The sequence below is a fragment of the Streptomyces sp. TRM49041 genome (genome assembly GCF_008271805.1).
GTDB lineage: Bacteria > Actinomycetota > Actinomycetes > Streptomycetales > Streptomycetaceae > Streptomyces.
On record NZ_VSRY01000140.1, the window covers coordinates 1 to 20,450 of the forward strand.

Sequence of the window (20,450 nt, forward strand, 5' to 3'; positions counted from 1 at the left end):
AGTCGGCGCGGGTGCCGCGGGCAGCGCCGGAACGGCGCCCTCCGGGCCGGTGCTCCTGCGGGCCCGGCGCCCACCGGCCGGTACCGCCTCGCCCGCAGGGGTCACGCCCTGGGGCGGAACGGCGGCCCCGAGCGCGGCCGGACGCCCCTGGCCCGACTCGCCCGCCATGACGACGGAACCCTCGGCGGCCGCCGGGGCGACCTCGGTGGGGCTGGGCCGGCCACGGCGCCGCCCGGTCGGCTCGGGGCCGCCGGTGTCCTGCGCGGGAATGCGCTGCTGCTCGTCCGCACCGTCACCGCCGACGGCCGTACCCCCCGACGCGGCGGCCCGGCGGCGCCCGGTCGGCTCGGCCGCCACAGGGTCCTCCGCCCGTACCGGACTGTCGAGGAAGGCATCGGTCGAGGTGGCACGCCGGGCACGCCGCCGCCCGCCGCCACCGGTGTCACCGGAGGTCTGCGCGGGCAGAGCGACGGACGCCTCCTCCGCACCGGCCGCACCGACCGAACCGGCCGAACCGTCCCCCTCCTTCGCCCGCTCGGCGCCGGAGACAGCGCCGCCCCCCTCGCCGAGGGGCACCTCGAGCACATATGCGCTGCCGCTCATACCGGGCACTTCGTGGGTCTGGAGGACACCGTCGTGCGCCCGGACGATGCCGCGCACGATCGGCTCGTGGACCGGGTCGCCGCCCGAGTACGGCCCGCGCACCTCGATGCGTACGACGTCCCCGCGCTGTGCCGCGGCCACCACGATGGTCGAGTCGACGTACCCGCCCTCGGCCACGACACGCGCCTTGCCGGTGGAGTCGACCCCCGCGACGTCCGCGACGAGATGCGCGAGGGCCGTCGCCAGCCGTACGCCGTCCACCTCGGCCTCGATGGGCGGCGCGTGCACCGCGAACTGCACCCGCCCCGGCCCGATCAGCTCGACGGCTCCTTCGATGCCGCTCGCCACGATGGCATCGAGCGGCACGACCTCTTTCCGCAGCTCCTCTTCGCCGACGTCCAGCCGCTGGAAGCCGAGGACGTTGTCGACGAGGGTCGTCATGCGGGCGTACCCGGCGGCCAGATGGTGGAGGACCTGATTCGCCTCCGGCCAGAGCTGGCCGGCCGGGTCGGCGGCGAGCGTGCCCAGCTCGCGGCGGAGTTCCACCAGCGGCCCGCGCAGCGACTCGCCGAGTACGGCGGTCAGCTGGGCGTGGCGCGCGGCGAGCGCGTCGTACCGCTTCACGCGCTCGGCGATCCGCTCCTCGTACGCGGCGGTCTCGGCGTCGTGCTTCTTGGCGAGCTCGGCCTTCTCGGCGGCGTGCTCGTCGACGAGCTGGTCGTAGGGCCGCCGGTCCGCGAAGGTCATGACGGCCCCGACGAGCTGGTCCCCGTCCCGTACGGGCGCGGTCGTCAGGTCGACCGGCACCGCGGACCCGTCCTTGGCCCAGACGACCTGCCCCCGCACGCGGTGCTTGCGCCCGGAGCGGAGGGTGTCGGCCAGCGGCGACTCGTCGTAGGGGAAGGGCTCCCCGTCGGCCCGCGAGTGGAGCATCAGCTCGTGCAGCTGCTTGCCGCCCAGGTCGCTGGCCCGCCAGCCCAGTATCTGGGCGGCGGCGGGATTGACGAGAACGATGCGCCCGTCCGTGTCCGTGCCCACGACGCCCTCGGAGGCGGCCCGCAGGATCATCTCGGTCTGACGCTGGGAGCGGGCGAGTTCGGCCTCGGTGTCGACGGTCCCGGAGAGGTCACGTACGACGATCATCAGCAGCTCGTCGCCGCTGTAGCCGCCGGCGCCGTAGGAGTCGTACGCCTCGCGCCCGTCCTCGAGATTGGCGCTGGTGACCTCTACCGGGAACTCGCTGCCGTCGGTCCGCCTCGCGACCATCCGGGTGGGCTTGGTCCGCCCGAGCGGATCGGCGGCCTCCGGCCGCCGCATCGAGCCGGGAATGAGCCGGGAGTCGAAAACGGGCAGCAGATCGAGCAGGCCGCGCCCCACAAGTGCCGTACCGGGTGTCTCGAACATCTCGAGCGCGATGGTGTTGGCGTTGACGACCGTGCCGTTGGTGTTGACGAGGACGAGCCCGTCGGGCAGGGCGTCGAGTATGGCTGCGAGGCGAGCAGCGCCTCGGGATGGCCTGCTGCTCACGACGACGCTTCCTCCCACTGACCTACTGCCGCTTACGGGAGGGAGTCTACGGGCTGGGGGTGCGCGCGCGACGGCGGATAAGGGGGAGCTCTGAGCAGGGTTGTGTGCGCTTGGCGTACGCCCCGGGCACGTATGTGCAGGTGAGCGCGGCGCGCCGTGCTACGCCCGGGCCATGGGGAGCACAGGCTGCAGGTTCTCCCACCGGGCGATCTCGCACCCGTTCGTCCGTGCGAAGTGGGCGTCGACGGGGCGCCCGTGCCAGGTGCCCTCGATGCGCGCGGTGGCCGACCCGCCGTACTGCTGGGTGCACATACGGCCCTGGGGGACCGGCGTGAACGGATCCTGCCCGCCCTCGGACAGCTCCGTCAGCCGTTCACAGGCCCGCTGGGCGCGCGGGTGCGTACCGGTGGCCCGTTCGCCCCGGCACTCCAACTTGAACGTTCCGTCGGCGGCGGGGTTTCCGGACCGCTCCACGGTGATCGTCAGCGAGTCGGAGGGGACGAGCAATGGCAGCGGGGGCAGCGGCCCGCCGGCGACGGCCGTGGGCGCTCCGATGCCGAGGGCGGCGACGGAGGCGGCGGAGGTGAGGACGAGACGGCGCAGCATACGTACTCCAGGGCACTCGGGAACCATGCGGGGCACCGGCGGGGCCCGGGCCCCCACCCCTCTAACGCTGCACCGCCCGCCGCGTTGCGCAACCGTAAGCCTTTGCCCTGCGCCCCTCGCGCCTAGTACCGTGGACGGCGATTGGTGACGGGCCCCTGGGCTGTGTCATCATCTGCACGCACCACTCGCGCTCGCGCGGGTGTGCTGGAGGCGTCGCCTAGTCCGGTCTATGGCGCCGCACTGCTAATGCGGTTTGGGTCTTAAAGCCCATCGAGGGTTCAAATCCCTCCGCCTCCGCCCTACAGAAGCCCCGGCCCGACGGCCGGGGCTTCACCCGTTCGTGGGCCTCCATCAGGACCCGCGTGGGTGATTTGCCCAGGTCGGTCCAGGTGTGCCTAATGGATTTCGCGTGACGGCGCAGGTCATGTAATGTTGTTCCCGCAACGCCGACCGGGCCGAAAAGCCCGGAAGGAAAGCCAGCGAGTAAGATCACTGGCAGGCACTCGTAGCTTAACGGATAGAGCATCTGACTACGGATCAGAAGGTTGCAGGTTCGAATCCTGCCGAGTGCACACAGATGAGAGGCCCCGGAGAAAATCCGGGGCCTCTTGCGTTTCCGGGCCGTACAGCAGCGAAGTACAGCAACCGTGCCGACTGCTGGCAGCCGCGTCAGCCGGTGGTGCCGCCCATCGCGTCGGACAGCTTGCCGATCGCGGCCCGTACAGCTTCCTCGCTCGCTTCGGCGTAGACCTCCATCGTCATCGCGATCTGCGAGTGCCGCAGGATGCGCTGTGCCACCTTCGGGTGGACCTTGAGGGCGACCAGGAGCGAGCTGCACGTGTGCCGGGTGTTCCGGAGAGGGACGGCCCGCAGACCGGCGCGGCCAGCCCGAGGGGCGAACATCCGGGTCAGGTTGCCCGGCTCGATCGGTGTGCCGTACTTCGTGGTGAAGATCAGGCCGTGCGTGTCCTGCCAGGGTTCCCCGGCGGCTTTCCGGTCGCCGAGCTGCTGGGCGCGGCGCATCCGCAGGGCCTTGAGGCAGAGTGCCGGCAGGGGCGGGAAGTCGTCCGAGTCCTCCGTCTTGGTCTCGCGGTGGAGGATCTGCCGCCCGGCGCGCTGGATCTGGTGATCGACGTACAGCTCCCCGGTTTCGAAGTCGACGGACTTCCAGGTCAGGCCCAACACCTCCCCACGGCGCAGCCCGAGGCAGAGCACGAGCACCCAGGTCGCGAAGAGGTGGTCATCGCGGGCGGCGGCGTCGGTGAGGAACTGGCCGCTTCGGCGACGGACCACGGCTTGATCCGGCGGCGGCGCGGCTTGGAGACCTTCACCAGGGAGGCGACGTTCTTACTGATCTCCTCCTCTGCGACCGCATGGGTGAGCGCGGCCCGCAATGCGTCGCGGGAACCCTGGATCACGCGCCGGGACGGGTACGACTCGCAGCACTCCCCGACCGCGCAGCACTTCCGGCGGTTGGGTTCCCGCTTGGCGTCCTTGCCCTGGGCGCAGCACTGGCAGACGGCGGCCAGCTTGGTCAGCCACTCGCGCACGTCCCGGACGGTGAGCTTGTCGAGCCGCTTCGCACCGAGGTACGGGCCGATGTAGAGCCGCGAGCATGTCGGCGACCTCCGCGGTGGTCTGCACAGCATCGCGGCTGAGCTGGCCCGGCTCACTGGATGGATGTACTTCGACGCCCGCCAGTACAGCCAAGCGCGGGCCTACTTCACCGAAGCACTCGGTCTGGCCAGGGTCATCGACGACCGCCAGTTCATGGCTGATGTGCTCGCCTGCATGAGCCTCCAGGCCACCGGCCAGGACAGGCCCGGGGACGCCCTCGCACTCGTCACAGCAGGCCAGAACCAGGCGCGAGGCGCCGTGGGGACAACGCCTCGCGTGCTGGCCATGCTCGCGATGCGAGAAGCCTTCGCCCCACGCCACCCTCGGGAACCACAGCGTCACCCACGGCGCGATCACGGAAGCCCACACCTACTTCGGCCTGATCAGCTCCGGCGATACGGACCCGGCGTGGGTGGCGTACTTCGACGAGCCGAAGCTGATCGTGGACACCGGCATCGCACACGGCCGACTCGGCGAGGCCGCCCGCCCTCGCCGAACCCCTGACCGCGGACGCCCTACGCGAACATGATTCGAATCACCGGGGCTGCGCCTTCCACACCCTCTGGCTCGCCCGCACCCGGCTCCAGCGCGGCAAGCTCGACGAGGCGCCATACGGCCATGGATGCCCTCGTACCTGCAGCGGCCGTCGGCTCGCAACGAGTTGCCAGCCACCTCCGGGAGTTCTGCGGGCAGCTGGAGCCGTTCCGCCGGGAGCCGGCCGCGGTGGCGTTCGCCGCTGCTGACGATCTCGCGGCGGTCGATCATGCCTCGCACGTCGGCCAGTGGGATCCACTCGATCCGGTCCGACTCGTTCTTCTCGGTCAGCGGTCCTTCGTATGTCGCTCCGTCGGCCCGGAAGAGGCGGTGCTGGGAGTCGGTGGTGCGTTGGGCGGCTCGGCGTAGATGGGACGTTTCCCGTGGATCGCCCCTGGAGCCCGGGACTTTGCGGTCGGTGGTCAGGAGAGGTGCTCCCGGGCACGGTGCCGGGCGTGGGGCCGGCTTTGGGCCGTGTGGAACAGTGGTTCGCATGCTGCTGCCTGCTGAGAATCGGCGCTTTGTGCTGGGGCCACTGCCTGTGCTGCTGATGGGGGCCGCTCCCGTTCATGAGGAGTTGCCTGTGTTGTACGCGCCCGAGGGGCGGGTGCCGGGGTGTGCTGGGTGGTCCGTGGTCGCCAAGGCCACGTTGTGCGTGGTGGATGGGCCCGGGGATGTCGGGTGTGTGATGCCGGGTGGCTTGTCGGCCGAGGAGTTCGAGCATGTCGTGGAGTGGTGCGAGGCCGTCGAGCGGGCCGGTGGGGCCGTGGTGATGTCGGTCGACGTCCTGCCGGGAGAGGCGGAGACCGTTGACTGGGCGGCGTTGCTCGACGGTGGGGCGCGTGGTGGCTTCATGCCGGCTCTCGCGGCGTCGTGAGCGGGTGGCGGTGCCGGGGGGTTCGGTGGGTCGGGAGGCAGGCCGTCTGGCTGTGGGAGGGCGGGCGGAGCAGCGGCCTCCGGTACGGGCAGGAGCTCGCGTTCGGGGTCGTGGGGGAGCGGCGGTGTCTCGGGGCGCGGGGGAACCCCTGTCCTGTGGCGGCTGTTGTCGGTGCCCGGAGCACGGCGGGGGTGTGCGGTGAGTGTGCCCGGCTCGACCGGATGCACTCGGTCGCCGCGGACACCGCAGTGGACGATCCCAGGGTCTTCCGGGTGTACCTGGCATGGTTCGGGGATGGGCTCGTCAAGGTGGGGATCACCGGCGAGGAGCGAGGTGACGCCCGGCTGTTGGAGCAGGGGGCTGTTGCCTTCACCTGGCTCGGGCGCGGGGCGCTGATGGCCGCCCGGCGGACCGAGGAGGTCCTGGGGGCAGCCCTCGGTGTGCCCGACCGGATTCCGTACGCCGTGAAGCGGCTTGCCCGGGTCGAGTTGCCCGGGGCCGATGCCCGGGCGGGTGAGGTCGCGCGGCTTCATCAGAGCGCCATGGCCGTGGCGGAGTGGGGGGACACCCTGGAGCCGATGGCGCTCGACGTGCGAGATCACTTCGAGGTTTTCGGGCTTCAAGGGCCCGATCGGGTCGACGGGGTTGTCAGCGAGCTTGTCGAGGGCGGCGGGCTCCGCGGGACACTGCTGGCCGCTGCCGGGCCTGATCTGCATCTGTTGTCGGGTGATGGGCGGCAGGTCGTGCTGGACAGCCGACTGGTCCGGGGCTGGGAACTCGCAGGTGGCGGCCAGGAGGTCTCCTTGCCTGTTGTCGCTGTGCAGAGGGGGCTCTTCTGATGTCCGCTGAGGGTTCGGCTGAGGGTTCGGCGGTTCGGGAGTTCGTCCGGGGGCTGGGGCTGCCCGGGCTCTTCGATGTGCATACGCACTTCATGCCCGACCGCGTGCTCAGGAAGGTCTGGGCCTACTTCGACGACGTCGGGGAGCTGACCGGCGTCCCCTGGCCCATCACGTACCGCGAGGAGGAGGAGCGGCGCGTTCAGCTGCTGCGGGAGTTCGGGGTCCTGCGGTTCACCTCGATGGTCTATCCGCACAAGGCGGGCATGGCGAGGTGGCTCAACGAGTGGGCGAGCGGGTTCGCCGGGCGGGTGCCGGAGTGTCTGCAGACCGGCACCCTCTATCCCGAGAGCGGTGTCGGGCAGTACGTCGGCGAGAGCATCGGCCGGGGCGCGCGGGTCTTCAAGGTGCACCTTCAGGTGGGGGACTTCGACCCCAACGACCCCCTGCTCGACGGCGCCTGGGGTGCCCTCGCCGACGCGGGCGTACCCGTTGTCATCCACTGTGGCTCCGGGCCGGCCCCAGGTGCCTTCACCGGGCCCGGGCCCGTCTCGCGGCTGCTCGCGCGGTACCCGGGGCTGCGGCTGGTCATCGCGCACATGGGCATGCCCGAGTACTCCGACTTCCTTGACCTCGCCGAGCGGTACGACGAGGTGCGGCTCGACACCACCATGGTCTTCACCGACTTCGCCGAGCGGCTCGCCCCCTTCCCCGAAGGGGAGCGGAAGCGGCTCCTGGCGTTGGGGGACCGGGTCCTGCTGGGCAGCGACTTTCCCAATATTCCTTACGGGTACCTTCATCAGCTCCATGCCCTGGAGCGACTGGAGCTGGGCGACGAGTGGTTGCGCGGGGTGCTCTTCGGGAATGGTGCCGCTCTCTTCGGCGATTCTCAGGGAAATCACAGGTTCGCGTAAGGCCGCTCTCAGAGGCCCGGGCCAGCGTGGGAGCATGACGGTCTCCCCTCTCCAGTCCCGCTCCGAGATGCGCCGGCCCGACGGCAGCCCCGTCCGTGTCCTCGTCGTCGACGACGAGTCGTCGCTCTCCGAGCTGCTGTCCCTCGCCCTGCGGTACGAAGGGTGGGAGGTCCGCAGCGCCGAGAACGGCACCGAAGCCGTCCGCGCCGCGCGCGAGTTCCGGCCCGACGCCGTCGTGCTCGACGTGATGCTGCCCGACATGGACGGGCTGAGCGTGCTCCACCGGCTGCGGGGCGACCGGACCGACGTGCCCGTGCTGTTCCTCACGGCCAAGGACTCCGTCGAGGACCGCATCGCCGGGCTCACCGCGGGCGGCGACGACTACGTCACCAAGCCGTTCAGCCTGGAGGAGGTGGTCGCCCGGCTCCGCGGGCTCATCCGGCGCTCCGGCGCCGGGCTCGTACGGAGCGAGTCCCTGCTCGTCGTCGGGGACCTCGCTCTCGACGAGGACAGTCATGAGGTGACCCGCGGTGGCGACAGCATTCATCTGACGGCGACCGAGTTCGAGCTGCTGCGGTTCCTCATGCGGAATCCTCGGCGCGTGCTCAGCAAGGCGCAGATCCTCGACCGCGTCTGGTCGTACGACTTCGGCGGGCAGGCCAACGTCGTCGAGCTCTACATCTCCTACCTCCGGCGGAAGATCGACGCCGGCCGCTCCCCGATGATCCACACCCGGCGCGGCGCCGGATATCTGATCAAGCCCGGCGGGTGACCGTGGGGCCCTGGTCGCTGCGGACCCGGCTCGTCGTCTCAGCCGTAGGGCTGATCGCCGTCGTCGCGGCCGTGATCGGCGCCGTCACCACCATCGCCCTGCACTCCTACCTCGTCGAGCAGAAGGACCAGCAGTTGCGGGAGGCCGTCCATCGCGGCGGGAAGGACCGGTCGGGCGGCCTCCGGTTCGTAGGCGCGCCCGGGCAGGGCATCGGTACGGTCGGCGGGCGCGCCGACGGGGACGCGGAACCGCTCCGTACGGCGGGCCGGCTCGACAGCCCGCGCCCCGGCGAGCCCCTGGGCTCCCTCGCCGACGCCCAGCTCACCGCCCTGTCCGCCGCCCCCCGCGACGGCGCCGTCCACACGGTCACCCTGCCGGGCCTTGGCGACTACCGGGTGCTGGCCTCCGACGACGGGCGCCTCGTCCTGGGCTTCCCGCTCGGCGACGTACAGGACACGGTCGGCACGCTCGTCCTCGTCGAGGTGTGCGTCACCGCCGCCGGCCTCGTCGCCGCCGGAATCGCGGGCGGCACCCTGGTCGGGGTCGCCCTGCGGCCGCTGCGCCGGGTCGCCTCGACCGCCGGGCGCGTCGGTGAACTGCCGCTGCACAGCGGCGAGGTGGCCCTCCACGAGCGCGTCCCGGACGCCGAGGCCGACCCGCGTACCGAGGTGGGCCAGGTCGGGGCCGCACTCAACCGCATGCTCGACCACGTCCACTCGGCGCTGCACGCCCGCCAGGAGAGCGAGACGCGCGTCCGCCAGTTCGTCGCCGACGCCAGCCACGAGCTGCGCACGCCCCTCGCGTCGATCCGCGGGTACGCCGAGCTCACCCGGCGCGGCCACGAGGAGACCGGGCCCGGTACGCGGCACGCCCTCACGCGCATCGAGGCCGAGGCCACCCGCATGACCGGGCTCGTCGAGGACCTGCTGCTGCTCGCCCGCCTCGACGCGGGCCGACCCCTCTCGTACGAGCCGACCGATCTCTCCGCGCTCGTCGTGGACGCCGTCAGCGACGCCCGCGCCGCCGGGCAGGAACACCTCTGGCGCCTCGACCTGCCCCCGGAGCCGGTCACCGTCCACGGCGACGCCGGCCGCCTCCAGCAGGTCCTCGTCAACCTCCTCGGCAACGCCCGCACCCACACCCCGCCCGGCACCACAGTCACCGCCCGGGTACGGCACGGGAGCGGGGAGGGAGCGGTCATCGAGGTCCGGGACGACGGGCCCGGAATCCCGGGTGACCTTCTGCCGTACGTCTTCCAGCGGTTCGCCCGCGGCGACACATCCAGGTCGCGGCAGTCCGGGTCCGGTTCCACCGGGCTCGGGCTCGCCATCGTCCAGGCTGTCGTCGCGGCGCACGGCGGGCGTGTGGACGTGTCCAGCGTGCCGGGGCGGACCGTGTTCGTGGTCCACCTGCCGGGCGGCGACTGCCCCGGCCGCGACTCACAGGTCGGCCACAGCCTCGCCACACAGCCCTGACAGCGCGGCCCGCGAGTGTCGGACGTATGCCAACCGACATGCCGACCAAGTGTCTTGTGGGGGTCCTGCCCGCCCGTGAGCATCTGCCCGTGGGCGGCGCCGACCGGCCCGTCCTCGACGTCGTGATCCCCGTCTACAACGAGGAGAAGGACCTCGAGCCGTGCGTGCTGCGGCTCCACGAGCACCTCGCCCGCACCTTCCCGTACGGCTTCCGCATCACCGTCGCCGACAACGCCAGCACCGACCTCACCCCGGACATCGCCGTGCGTCTCGCGCGCACCGTCCCCGAGGTGCGGTCGGTGCGCCTGGACCGGAAGGGCCGGGGGCGTGCCCTGCGTACGGTGTGGTCGCGGTCCGACGCGCCCGTCCTCGCCTACATGGACGTCGACCTGTCGACCGACCTGAACGCCCTGCTGCCGCTCGTCGCGCCCCTCATCTCCGGGCACTCGGACCTGGCGATCGGGTCCCGGCTGGCCGGCGGCTCCCGCGTCGTACGGGGGCCGAAGCGGGAGCTGGTCTCCCGTACGTACAACCTCATCCTGCGCGGCTCCCTCGCCGCCCGCTTCAGCGACGCCCAGTGCGGCTTCAAGGCGATACGGCGTGAGGTCGCCGAGCGGCTGCTGCCGATGGTCGAGGACACCGGCTGGTTCTTCGACACCGAGATGCTGGTCCTGGCCGAGCGGGCCGGGCTGCGCATCCACGAGGTGCCGGTCGACTGGGTCGACGACCCCGACTCGACCGTCGACATCGTCAGGACAGCCACGGACGACCTGAAGGGGGTGTGGCGGGTCGGGCGGGCGCTCGCCAAGGGCACCCTGCCGCTCGACCGGCTGTCCCGGCCGTTCGGTGACGACCCGCGGGACCGGCTCATCAGCGGAGTACCGGGCGGGCTGGCCCGGCAGTTGGTCGGGTTCTGCGCGGTCGGCGCCCTGTCGACCCTCTTCTACCTCGCCCTGTACGCCCTGTTCCGGCTCGGTGTCGGTTCGCAGACCGCCAACGCGGCGGCTCTGCTGCTGTCCGCCGTCGCCAACACCGCCGCCAACCGGCGCCTCACCTTCGGCGTACGCGGCCGCGACCGCGCCGTACGCCACCAGGCCCAGGGGCTGGCGGTCTTCGGCGTCGGGCTCGCGCTCACCAGCGGCTCCCTCGCCGCGCTCGAAGCCGCCACCGGCAACCCGTCGCAGGCCGCCGAGATGGCGGTGCTCATCGCCGCCAACCTCGCCGCGACCGCCCTGCGGTTCCTGCTCTTCCGCGCCTGGGTCTTCCCCGCGCGGCGCGATCACTCGTATGTACAGGGAGAGACTCGATGACACCCACGTCCGCGGCCACGCCCGGCGGCTCCGCCGACCCGGCCGGCGCTGCCGCCACCGCCCGTGACGTTTCACGTGAAACAGGTTCCACAGCCACAGCCACAGCCACAGCTACAGCCACCGCCACAGCCGCGCGGCTGTGGCGCGGGCGGGCCGAGGATCCCCGCTGGGTACGTCCGGCCCTTCTCGCGCTGCTCGCCGCCACCGGACTCCTCTACCTCTGGAACCTGGACGCGTCCGGCTACGCCAACTCCTTCTACTCCGCCGCCGCGCAGGCCGGAAGCGAGAGCTGGAAGGCGTTCTTCTTCGGCTCCTCCGACGCCGGGAACTCCATCACCGTCGACAAGCCCCCGGCGGCCCTCTGGCCGATGGCCCTGTCCGTACGGCTCTTCGGGCTCGGATCGTGGCAGATCCTCGTCCCCGAGGTGCTGATGGGCGTCGCCACGGTCGCCGTCGTGTACGCGGCCGTACGCAGGCGGTTCAGTGCCGCCGCCGGGCTCGTCGCGGGCGCGGTGCTCGCGCTGACGCCGGTCGCGGCGCTGATGTTCCGGTTCAACAACCCGGACGCGCTGCTCGCCCTGCTCATGGCCGTCGCCGTGTACTTCGTGCTGCGCGCGCTGGAGGACGCCCGGACGAAGTGGCTGATGTGGGCCGGTGTCGCGATCGGGTTCGCGTTCCTGACGAAGACCCTCCAGGCGTTCCTGATCCTGCCGGCGCTGGCCGTGGTGTACGCCGTGTGCGCGCCGACGGGCCTCGCGCGGCGGCTCGGGCAACTGGCCGCCGCCGGGATCGCGGTGGTGGCGTCCGCCGGCTGGTGGGTCGCGATCGTGGAGCTGTGGCCCGCTTCGTCGCGCCCGTACATCGGCGGTTCGCAGCGCAACAGCTTCCTGGAGCTGACCTTCGGCTACAACGGGCTCGGCCGTATCAACGGCGACGAGGTCGGCAGTGTGGGCGGGGGCGGCCCGGGTGGTGCCGGTGGCGGTGGCCGCTGGGGTGAGACCGGCGTCGGGCGGATGTTCGGCGACGCCGTGGGCGGTCAGATCTCCTGGCTGCTGCCGGCCGCGCTGATCCTGCTGCTGGCCGGGCTGGTGATCACCTGGCGGGCGCCGCGTACGGACACGGCGCGGTCCGCGTTCCTGGTGTGGGGCGGTTCGCTGCTGACGACCCTGGCGGTCTTCAGTTTCATGGCCGGCATCTTCCACGAGTACTACACGGTGGCCCTCGCCCCGTACATCGCGGCGCTCGTCGGCATGGGCGTGACCGTGCTGTGGGAGGAGCGCGGGCGGTTCGCGGCCTCGGCGGCGCTGGCGGTGACGGCGGCCGGTACGGCGCTGTGGGCGTATGTCCTGCTGGGCCGCACGCCCGACTACCTGCCGTGGTTGCGGTGGGCGGTGCTCGTGGGCGGTCTGGTGGCGGCTGTCGGGCTGCTGCTGATCGGGCTGCTGCTGATCGGGCTGCCCGGGCTGATCGGGCCGCCCGGGCGGCGCGTACGGCTGGGGCGCCGGGTGGCGCTGGGTGTGGCGGTGCTCGGGCTCGCGTCGGCCCTGGCCGCGCCGACGGCGTACTCCCTGTCGACGGTCGGTACCGGCCACAGCGGCTCAATCGTCACGGCGGGCCCCTCGACGCGGGGCGGCCGCCCCGGCGGCGGTATGCCGGGCGGCGATGACGGCCGGTTCTTCCGCGCCGGTGGCATGCAGCCGCCCGGGCAGCAGGGCCAGGGCGGCCTGGGGCCGGGGCAGGACGGCCAGGGCGGCCAGGGCCGGGGCCAGACGCGCGACGGCCGAGGCGGGATGACGCCCCCGGCCACGGGCCGGGACGGCCAAGGGCCCCGGGACGGCCGGGGCGCTCAGGGCGACGAGGGCCGGGCGCAGTTCCCGCCTGGCACGGACGGCGACGGACAGGCGGGCCCGGGCGGCGAGCGCGGCGGCATGGGCGGCCTCCTCAACGGCGCCACGGTCAGTGCCGAGGTCAAGGCGAAGCTGGGCGAGAACGCCGACGCGTACACCTGGGTCGCCGCGGCCATCGGCTCCCAGAACGCGGCGAGTTACCAGCTCGCGACCGAGAGGCCGGTCATGCCGATCGGCGGGTTCAACGGCACGGACCCGTCTCCGACGCTCGAGCGGTTCAGGCAGTACGTCGAGGAGGGAAAGATCCACTACTTCATCGCGGGCGGCCGTGGCGGCCGTGGCGGCCCCGGCGGCGGAAGGGGCGGCAGCGCCGAGATCGCCTCGTGGGTCGAGTCGTCCTTCCAGCAGATCACCGTCGACGGCACCACGCTCTACGACCTGACGGCGCCGAAGACGGACTGACCGAAAATCGCTATACGACGTAGAAGAAAGCCTTGTACGGTGTAAGGGAATCAATCCCTTACACCGTACAAGGAGTGTGCCGTGACGGCGACGACCGCCGAGAACCCGGACCCCATGGCCGCCGCCCCCACCGGCGGTCACCCGCAGCGCTGGCTGATCCTCGGTGTCATCTGCCTCGCCCAGCTCACCGTGCTGCTCGACAACACCGTCCTGAACGTGGCCATCCCCTCCCTCACCAGGGAGCTTGACGCGTCCACCGCCGACATCCAGTGGATGATCAACGCGTACGCGCTCGTCCAGTCGGGCCTCCTGCTCACCGCCGGGAACGCCGCCGACCGCTATGGCCGCAAGCGGATGCTCCTCTCCGGCCTGGCGCTCTTCGGCCTCGGCTCGCTCGCGGCCGGTCTCGCTCAGAGCTCCGCGCAGCTGATCGCGGCCCGCGCGGGCATGGGCGTGGGCGGCGCGCTGCTGATGACCACGACCCTCGCGGTCGTCGTCCAGATCTTCGACGACACCGAGCGGGTCAAGGCCATAGCGATCTGGTCCACCGTCAGCTCGCTGGGATTCGCGACGGGGCCGCTGATCGGCGGGTTCGTGCTCGACCACTTCTGGTGGGGCGCGATCTTCCTGATCAACCTGCCGGTCGCCGCACTCGGCCTGGTCGCGGTGACCGCCCTCGTACCGGAGTCCCGGCACAAGCAGGGCGACCGCCCCGACCTGCTCGGCGCGCTGCTGTCGACGGTCGGCATGACGGCCATCGTGTACGCGATCATCAGCGGCCCGGACCATGGCTGGACGTCCGTCCAGGTACTGGCCTCGGCGTCGATCGGCGGCACCGTCCTCGCCGGCTTCGCGCTCTGGGAACTGCACACCCCGAACCCCATGCTGGACATGCACTTCTTCCGCAACCAGCGGTTCGTCGGCGCCGTCGCGGGCGCGATCCTGGTCGCGTTCGGCATGACCGGGTCGCTGTTCCTGCTCACCCAGCACCTGCAGTTCGTCCTCGGGTACGCCCCGCTGGCCGCCGGCCTGCGTACGGCCCCGCTCGCCCTCACCGTCGTCGTGCTCAATCTCAGCGGCGTCGGCCCCCGTCTCCTCCCGAAGCTGGGCACACCCCGCACGATCGCCCTCGGCATGGCCCTGGTCTCCGCCGGCCTCGCCTCGATCGCGCTCCTCGGCGGCAGGCACGGCTACGGCGGGATGCTGCTCGGCCTGGTCGTCATGGGCGCGGGCGTCGCCCTGTCGATGCCCGCGATGGCCAACGCCATCATGAGCGCGATCCCGCCGGAGAAGGCGGGCGTGGGCGCCGGAATCAACGGCACGCTGGCGGAGTTCGGCAACGGCCTGGGCGTCGCGGTGCTGGGTGCCGTACTGAACGCCCGCTTCACGGCCCTCGCGTCGGTGACGGCGGCGTCGCTCCCGGCGGCGCTGGCGGGAGCGGAGGGACCGGCGGACCGGGCCCGGATCGCGGACGCGTTCGCGGCCGGGCTGGAGACCAGCCAGCTGGTCGGCGCCGTCGCCGTCCTGGCGGGCGGCCTGCTGGCGGCGCTGCTGCTGCGGCGTGCGGAGCGCGGTATGGCCCCCGGGTGTGGCGGTGGCACGGCCTCCCGGGCATAGCATCGGGATCAAGCACCGACGAGGAGGCCATGGTGGCGGCAGCCGACCGCGACACGAAGCGTCCGGCGCGCATGAGCGTCTGGCTGGACGGCAAAGCGGCGTCCCGCACCCGCAAGGCGGGCGCCGACCAGCCGTCCGGCCTCGACCGGGACCGCATCACGGCGGCGACGGTCCGGCTCCTGGACGCCGAGGGCCTGGCGAAGTTCTCCATGCGGCGCCTGGCGGCCGAACTGAACGTCACGGCGATGTCGGTCTACTGGTACGTCGACTCCAAGGACGACCTGCTGGAGCTGGCGAGCGACGCGGTGGTCGGCGAGGTCCTGCTGCCCGACCCCGACTCGGGCACAGACTGGCGCGAGCAGCTCCGGGACCTCGCCGAGGGCTACCGCGGCCTGCTGGTACGCCACCCCTGGCTGTCGCCGCTGGTGGGCCGCTTCCTCAACATCGGCCCGCACTGGGCGGCGTTCGCCCTGTGCGTCCAGCAGATCGTCCGCAGCACCGGCCTGCCACCACACCGCCAGACCGGTGCCCTGGCCGCGGTCTTCCAGTTCGTGTACGGCTTCGGCACGATCGAGGGCCACTTCCTCCAGCGCTGCGCGGAGGCGGGCGTGAGCCAGGACGAGTACTTCCGCCATGCGATGGGCGCCGTCAGCGAACAGCCGGAACTGGCCCCGGTCCTGGAGTCCGGCGAGGAGATGGTGGCGGCCCGCGGCGGCGAGACGGTCGAGGACATGCGCGACCGTGACTTCGACTTCGCCCTGGACATCCTCGTCGCGGGCATCGAGGCCCTGACGCCGCGCGCTTGAGACGTGACCCCCGCGCGGGGAGGCCCCCGCGAACGGAGCCCGGCGCGCGGGATGCGCCCCGTGGGATCGACCCGTGCCCGTGAGCGAGGGCCCCGGAGCCGGGCGCGGTGCCGTCCCCAGGTCACCGTGCCCCGCTGCCGGGGCCCTCTCGTGCCGGGCGCGCCGCTCTCCGCTCCAGGGCGGCGCGCCCGGGGTATCAGTCGGCCGTCGGGGCCGGGTGGTTGCTCTTCAGGGCGACCTCGCGGATGAGGAGGGTCACCACGAAGGCGATCAGGGCGAAGGGCGCCGAGTAGAGGAAGATGTCGCCGACGGCGTGCCCGTACGCGTTCTCCATGACCAGCCGGACCGGCGCCGGCAGCGCGTCCAGGTCCGGGATGCCACCCCCGCCCGTGCCGCCGTGGCCGAGGGCGGCGCCCTGCGGACCGAGCGCGGCGAGGCCCTCCTTCACGTAGTCCGTGACCTTGTCGGCCATGACCGCGCCCAGTACGGAGACGCCCACGGCGCCGCCGAGAGAGCGGAAGAAGGTGACCACCGACGACGCGGCGCCCAGGTCCTCGGGGGCGACCTGGTTCTGGGTGCACAGGACCAGGTTCTGCATCATCATGCCGAGGCCCAGACCGAGCACCGCCATGAAGAGCGCCACGTGCCAGTACTCCGTGTCGTACCGGATCGTGCCCAGCAGCCCGAGCCCCGCGGACAGCAGGACGCCGCCGGACACCAGCCACGCCTTCCAGCGGCCCGTCCTGGTGATGACCAGACCGGAGACCGTCGAGGAGACGAACAGCCCCACGATCATCGGGATCGTCATCACGCCCGACATCGTCGGCGACTTGTCCCGCGCCAGCTGGAAGTACTGGCTGAAGAACACCGTGCCCGCGAACATCGCGACACCGACGAAGAGGGACGCCAGCGAGGCCAGCGTGATCGTGCGGTTGCGGAACAGGCGGAGCGGGATGACAGGGTCGCTCGCCCGCGACTCGACCCACACGAACGCGGCGCCGAGCAGCAGTGACCCGGCGACCATCACGTACGTCTGCCAGGAGAGCCAGTCGTACTTGTCGCCCGCGAAGGTGACCCAGATCAGCAGCAGCGACACGGCGGCGCTGATCAGGGCCGCGCCCGTCCAGTCGACCTTGACCTGACGGCGGACCACCGGCAGCCGCAGGGTCTTCTGGAGCACGACGAGGGCGAGGAGGGCGAAGGGCACCCCGACGTAGAAGCACCAGCGCCAGCCCAGCCACTCGGTGTCCGTGATCACGCCGCCCAGTAGCGGCCCGCCGACCGTCGCGACGGCGAACGTCGCGCCGAGGTAGCCGGAGTACCGGCCGCGCTCACGCGGGGCGATCATCGCGGCCATCACGATCTGGGCGAGGGCCGAGAGGCCGCCGACGCCCACGCCCTGGACGACCCGGCAGGCGATCAGGATGCCGGAGCTCTGCGCCATGCCGGCGACGACCGAGCCGACGACGTAGATGACGAGGGCCAGCTGCACCAGCAGCTTCTTCGAGAACAGGTCCGCGAGCTTGCCCCAGAGGGGCGTGGTCGCGGTCATCGCCAGCAGGGACGCCGTCACCACCCAGGTGTAGGCGCTCTGGCCGCCGCCCAGGTCGGAGATGATCCGGGGGAGGGCGTTGGAGACGATCGTCGACGACAGGATGGCGACGAACATGCCGAGCAGCAGCCCGGACAGTGCCTCCATGATCTGCCGGTGCGTCATCGGCCCGTCGGTGGCCTCGTCGGCGTGGCCGTCCCGCACATCGGGCTGTGTGGTCGTAGCCATGAACTTCCTTACGCGTGGGTCGTCGAAGTCGTCGGGGTCGTCGGGATCGTCCGAGTCGTCTGGGCCGCAGTCGGCGTCGGTGTCGGTGTCAGCGGCGGTGCTGTCCTCGCCGGGTGCGCCCGGCAGTCCCCGAAGGAGTCGCGGAGGCGTGCCAGCAGCGTGATGAGCAGCCCCACCTCGTCGTCGGTCCAGTCTCCGAGGCGCTCCGCGAACAGGTCCGCTGCGCGCCGCCCGAGGTCCTCCAGGACGGCTCGGCCGGCGGGCGTGAGCCGCAGGATGCGGGAGCGCCGGTCGCCCGGGTCGGGTGACCGCTCGACCCAGCCGCGCCCCACGACATGGGCGACATGGCGGCTGGTCACCGACATGTCGATGGCGAGGAGCTCGGCGAGCCGGCTCATCCGCATGTCCCCGTACCGGTCCAGGAGGGCGAGCACGGCGGCCGCACCGCCCGGGCACTCGCTGGGAAGCAGCCGTGCGATGCCGCGCTTCACGGCTCCGACGGCGCTGAGCCGGCGGGCCAGCTCCTCGTACTGACTGCGCGCTGCCACCGCGGGGCGCCTCCGCTCCTTGTTGCTTAGAGCAACCATATGATTGATTGGTTGCCGCAGGCAAATGAAATGGGTGCGTATGCGGCCAAAGACCTGGCAAAGAAAGGTCAAGATCGTTCCCCGGGGCTCCCGAGGTGGGGCCGGAGGCCCGGATTCGCTAGGGTCCTGCCCCATGGCACACAACCCGCACGCCCCCCAGGGCCCCGAGGGCAGCAGCTCCTACGACCCCGCGGGCTCTACCCAGATGTTCCGCGCCTTCGTCGACGAGGGCGCCCCGCAGCGACAGCAGCAGGTCACCGTCCAGTCGGCCGGCCCTCGTGTCGGTCTGATCGCCGGCATCGTGCTGGCCGTCGTGGTCGTCGCCGCGGTCGCCTGGCTCGCCCTGTCCTGACCCGACTCGATCTTCACCCGGCGCGTCACCGCCACGCGGTAACCGTCGCGCGATCACTGCCACGCCGCTCCGACGTCCCGGGTCTCGACACGCATGCCCAGCGGCACGCGCCAGGACGCCACGCACACGGTGTACGTCTCCGTTCGCGCCGCCCCGGCCGGGATGGGTGTGGGCAGTGGCTGGGCCGACTCGACGGTGCCCCAGTCGACGCCGAGTGCGCCGATGATGTGCGTCCCGAACGTGACGGTGCCCGAACGCGCCGGTGAGCCGCCGGTGTTGCGGAACTCCACCGTGACCCGCTCGCACCACCGCCGGTCCGTGGCGGAACGGACCGGCTCGCTCAGCACGAGTACGGCGGGCGTGGGTGCGGGCGGGGGAGTCGTGGGCGTCGGTGACGGTGCCGGTCCTGACGGTGCCGGTCGTGTCGGTGTCGTCGGCTCCGAGGGAGCCGGGAGCGGAGTGGGTGGCCGCTCGTTCCGTGCCGGTGGCGCGGGCTTGCGCGTCGCCGGTACGGCTCCGGGTGCGCCGGCTCCCGTGGGCTTACCCGCGCCCGTGCTCGCACCCGCACTCGTGCGCGTACCGGCACCGCTCCTCGTACCGCCGGGCGAGGCATGGCCCGACGGCGGGTCCGACGGGGCCGACGAGTCCGCCGAGGCAGGCGAATCCAGCGGGGCCAGCCGTACGCCGCCCGTCGGAGCCACCGGTGCGGTCGGTGCGCCGTCCGGCCCGGCGGGGCCGACCGCGCCGACGGTCGTGCGGCCCTCGCCGCCGCCACCGCCGCACGCGGTCAGCGTGACCACCGCACCGCAGCACACCACCGCCGTCCACGCCGCCGTCCGACCGTTCCGTCGCATGGGCGGCAGTGTGACTGACGAAACGTCAGTTATGAAGCCCCGCAGCGGGCACTCAGTCCGAGATGAGCCCCTCGCGCAGCTGCGCCAGCGTCCGCGTCAGCAGTCGGGAGACATGCATCTGGGAGATCCCGACCTCCTCGCCGATCTGCGACTGCGTCATGTTGGCGAAGAACCGCAGCATGATGATCTGCCGCTCCCTGGCGGGGAGCTTGGCGAGCAGCGGCTTCAACGACTCCCGGTACTCGACGCCTTCGAGCGCGGTGTCCTCGTAGCCGAGCCGGTCCGCGAGCGAGCCTTCGCCGCCGTCGTCCTCCGGCGACGGCGAGTCGAGTGACGAGGCGGTGTAGGCGTTGCCGACGGCGAGGCCGTCGACGACATCCTCCTCGGACACACCCAGCGCGGTGGCGAGTTCGGGGACGGTCGGCGAGCGGTCGAGCTTCTGCGCCAGCTCGTCGCTCGCCTTGGTGAGCGCGAGCCGCAGCTCCTGGAGGCGGCGCGGCACCCGCACCGACCACGAGGTGTCGCGGAAGAAGCGCTTGATCTCACCGACGACAGTCGGCATCGCGAACGTCGGGAACTCCACGCCGCGTTCGCAGTCGAACCGGTCGATCGCCTTGATCAGGCCGATCGTGCCGACCTGGACGATGTCCTCCATGGGTTCGTTGCGGGAGCGGAAGCGGGCCGCCGCGTACCGCACGAGGGGCAGATTGAGCTCGATGAGTGTGTCGCGCACATACATGCGCTCCGGGCTGTCCGCCGCCGCGCCCGCCGCGTCCAGCGCGCGCAGTCGGAGGAACAGGGAGCGGGAGAGCGTGCGAGTGTCGATGGCTCCCGAGGGGTCGGGAAGCGCGGCGGCCGGTTCGCTCTTGATGAGCGTGAGCACCTTCGAGCTGCCCTGTTCTGCGGACATGCCACCCCCTTGAGGTCGCGGACGGTCGCGTGAGCCGCGACCATCGGAGGAACGCAGCCTCCACCTGAATACCGGCGCCGAGACTGCGGCAAACGCGGTTCCAGCAGAATGTCACATGTCGGCAACACGCTGTAGTGACATGTCGACAAGTCAAGGGCGAGTCT

17 protein-coding genes, 2 tRNA genes and 2 pseudogenes are annotated in these 20,450 nt (G+C 71.9%); 13 read left to right on the top strand and 8 right to left on the bottom strand.

Annotated features, from left to right (window positions below; all coding sequences use genetic code 11):
* Both FVS66_RS17990 and FVS66_RS17995 read right to left on the bottom strand, forming a co-directional pair.
* Window positions 1–2,130, bottom strand: a 2,130-nt coding sequence (locus FVS66_RS17990) for a PAS domain-containing protein (RefSeq protein WP_149182197.1), incomplete at its 3' end; no start/stop codon positions are given.
* A gap of 159 nt (window positions 2,131–2,289) precedes the next feature.
* Window positions 2,290–2,736, bottom strand: coding sequence for an SSI family serine proteinase inhibitor (locus FVS66_RS17995; protein WP_149182198.1), 447 nt, complete (start codon window positions 2,734–2,736; stop codon window positions 2,290–2,292).
* A 206-nt stretch (window positions 2,737–2,942) separates the two neighbouring features.
* Between FVS66_RS17995 and FVS66_RS18000 the strand changes: the two genes are divergently transcribed.
* Window positions 2,943–3,033: transfer RNA gene (locus FVS66_RS18000), tRNA-Ser, on the top strand.
* A gap of 202 nt (window positions 3,034–3,235) precedes the next feature.
* Window positions 3,236–3,308: transfer RNA gene (locus FVS66_RS18005), tRNA-Arg, on the top strand.
* 97 nt (window positions 3,309–3,405) lie between these two features.
* Here the strand turns inward: FVS66_RS18005 and FVS66_RS36065 are convergent.
* The gene (locus FVS66_RS36065; protein WP_262387057.1) at window positions 3,406–4,029 is read right to left on the bottom strand and encodes a site-specific integrase; all 624 of its coding nucleotides are present in this window, start codon (window positions 4,027–4,029) and stop codon (window positions 3,406–3,408) included.
* A 333-nt stretch (window positions 4,030–4,362) separates the two neighbouring features.
* Between FVS66_RS36065 and FVS66_RS18015 the strand changes: the two are divergent.
* Window positions 4,363–5,085, top strand: a pseudogene (locus FVS66_RS18015) (hypothetical protein); the annotation flags it as partial.
* On the opposite strand, the pseudogene FVS66_RS36070 reads toward FVS66_RS18015, so the two are convergent.
* A pseudogene (locus tag FVS66_RS36070) lies at window positions 5,086–5,261 on the bottom strand (NUDIX hydrolase); the annotation flags it as partial.
* 119 nt (window positions 5,262–5,380) lie between these two features.
* Here FVS66_RS36070 and FVS66_RS18025 point away from each other — a divergent pair.
* The 9 genes from FVS66_RS18025 to FVS66_RS18065 all read left to right on the top strand — a co-directional run bounded on the left by FVS66_RS18025 (window position 5,381) and on the right by FVS66_RS18065 (window position 15,803).
* Window positions 5,381–5,764, top strand: coding sequence for a hypothetical protein (locus FVS66_RS18025; RefSeq protein ID WP_149182199.1), 384 nt, complete (start codon window positions 5,381–5,383; stop codon window positions 5,762–5,764).
* Entirely contained in the window at window positions 5,761–6,603 is an 843-nt protein-coding gene (locus FVS66_RS18030) for a DUF2797 domain-containing protein (protein ID WP_149182200.1), read from the top strand. The genes FVS66_RS18025 and FVS66_RS18030 overlap by 4 nt, the downstream gene beginning before the upstream one ends.
* A complete protein-coding gene (locus tag FVS66_RS18035; protein WP_149182201.1) occupies window positions 6,603–7,514 on the top strand; it encodes an amidohydrolase family protein in 912 nt (303 codons plus the stop codon). The genes FVS66_RS18030 and FVS66_RS18035 overlap by 1 nt, the downstream gene beginning before the upstream one ends.
* A gap of 34 nt (window positions 7,515–7,548) precedes the next feature.
* Entirely contained in the window at window positions 7,549–8,286 is a 738-nt protein-coding gene (locus FVS66_RS18040) for a response regulator transcription factor (protein ID WP_149182202.1), read from the top strand.
* On the top strand, window positions 8,283–9,761 hold the full coding sequence (locus FVS66_RS18045; RefSeq protein WP_316248197.1) for a HAMP domain-containing sensor histidine kinase: 1,479 nt from the start codon (window positions 8,283–8,285) through the stop codon (window positions 9,759–9,761). The genes FVS66_RS18040 and FVS66_RS18045 overlap by 4 nt, the downstream gene beginning before the upstream one ends.
* Window positions 9,762–9,799: 38 nt before the next feature.
* On the top strand, window positions 9,800–11,071 hold the full coding sequence (locus FVS66_RS18050; protein ID WP_187645575.1) for a bifunctional glycosyltransferase family 2/GtrA family protein: 1,272 nt from the start codon (window positions 9,800–9,802) through the stop codon (window positions 11,069–11,071).
* Entirely contained in the window at window positions 11,068–13,380 is a 2,313-nt protein-coding gene (locus FVS66_RS18055) for a glycosyltransferase family 39 protein (RefSeq protein ID WP_149182203.1), read from the top strand. Before FVS66_RS18050 ends, FVS66_RS18055 begins: the two co-directional genes overlap by 4 nt.
* 81 nt (window positions 13,381–13,461) lie before the next feature.
* Window positions 13,462–14,997 carry an MFS transporter gene (locus FVS66_RS18060; RefSeq protein WP_149182204.1) on the top strand — a complete coding sequence of 512 codons (1,536 nt, stop codon included), beginning with the start codon at window positions 13,462–13,464 and terminating at the stop codon, window positions 14,995–14,997.
* Window positions 14,998–15,026: 29 nt separating this feature from the next.
* Window positions 15,027–15,803, top strand: coding sequence for a TetR/AcrR family transcriptional regulator (locus FVS66_RS18065; RefSeq protein WP_149182205.1), 777 nt, complete (start codon window positions 15,027–15,029; stop codon window positions 15,801–15,803).
* Between the two features lie 196 nt (window positions 15,804–15,999).
* On the opposite strand, the gene FVS66_RS18070 is transcribed toward FVS66_RS18065, so the two are convergent.
* A complete protein-coding gene (locus tag FVS66_RS18070) occupies window positions 16,000–17,583 on the bottom strand; it encodes an MDR family MFS transporter (RefSeq protein ID WP_149182206.1) in 1,584 nt (527 codons plus the stop codon).
* Between the two features lie 8 nt (window positions 17,584–17,591).
* Window positions 17,592–18,131, bottom strand: coding sequence for a MarR family winged helix-turn-helix transcriptional regulator (locus FVS66_RS18075; protein WP_149182207.1), 540 nt, complete (start codon window positions 18,129–18,131; stop codon window positions 17,592–17,594).
* A 172-nt stretch (window positions 18,132–18,303) separates the two neighbouring features.
* On the opposite strand from FVS66_RS18075, the gene FVS66_RS18080 reads away from it, so the two are divergent.
* Window positions 18,304–18,522, top strand: a complete 219-nt coding sequence (locus FVS66_RS18080; protein WP_149182208.1) for a hypothetical protein — start codon at window positions 18,304–18,306, stop codon at window positions 18,520–18,522.
* A 53-nt stretch (window positions 18,523–18,575) separates the two neighbouring features.
* Here the strand turns inward: FVS66_RS18080 and FVS66_RS18085 are convergent, their stop codons facing one another.
* Window positions 18,576–19,376, bottom strand: coding sequence for a hypothetical protein (locus FVS66_RS18085; RefSeq protein WP_149182209.1), 801 nt, complete (start codon window positions 19,374–19,376; stop codon window positions 18,576–18,578).
* Between the two features lie 52 nt (window positions 19,377–19,428).
* On the bottom strand, window positions 19,429–20,286 hold the full coding sequence (locus tag FVS66_RS18090; RefSeq protein ID WP_149182210.1) for an RNA polymerase sigma factor SigF: 858 nt from the start codon (window positions 20,284–20,286) through the stop codon (window positions 19,429–19,431).
* Window positions 20,287–20,450: the final 164 nt, after the last annotated feature.

Excerpts from the sequence above, each read along its gene's own strand:
- FVS66_RS17995 (WP_149182198.1), bottom strand. The coding sequence starts at position 2,736 with ATGCTGCGCCGTCTCGTCCTCACCTCCGCCGCCTCCGTCGCCGCCCTC.
- FVS66_RS18025 (WP_149182199.1), top strand. The coding sequence starts at position 5,381 with ATGCTGCTGCCTGCTGAGAATCGGCGCTTTGTGCTGGGGCCACTGCCT.
- FVS66_RS18035 (WP_149182201.1), top strand. The coding sequence starts at position 6,603 with ATGTCCGCTGAGGGTTCGGCTGAGGGTTCGGCGGTTCGGGAGTTCGTC.
- FVS66_RS18040 (WP_149182202.1), top strand. The coding sequence starts at position 7,549 with ATGACGGTCTCCCCTCTCCAGTCCCGCTCCGAGATGCGCCGGCCCGAC.
- FVS66_RS18050 (WP_187645575.1), top strand. The coding sequence starts at position 9,800 with ATGCCGACCAAGTGTCTTGTGGGGGTCCTGCCCGCCCGTGAGCATCTG.
- FVS66_RS18055 (WP_149182203.1), top strand. The coding sequence starts at position 11,068 with ATGACACCCACGTCCGCGGCCACGCCCGGCGGCTCCGCCGACCCGGCC.
- FVS66_RS18065 (WP_149182205.1), top strand. The coding sequence starts at position 15,027 with ATGGTGGCGGCAGCCGACCGCGACACGAAGCGTCCGGCGCGCATGAGC.
- FVS66_RS18070 (WP_149182206.1), bottom strand. The coding sequence starts at position 17,583 with ATGGCTACGACCACACAGCCCGATGTGCGGGACGGCCACGCCGACGAG.
- FVS66_RS18080 (WP_149182208.1), top strand. The coding sequence starts at position 18,304 with ATGGCACACAACCCGCACGCCCCCCAGGGCCCCGAGGGCAGCAGCTCC.
- FVS66_RS18085 (WP_149182209.1), bottom strand. The coding sequence starts at position 19,376 with ATGCGACGGAACGGTCGGACGGCGGCGTGGACGGCGGTGGTGTGCTGC.
- FVS66_RS18090 (WP_149182210.1), bottom strand. The coding sequence starts at position 20,286 with ATGTCCGCAGAACAGGGCAGCTCGAAGGTGCTCACGCTCATCAAGAGC.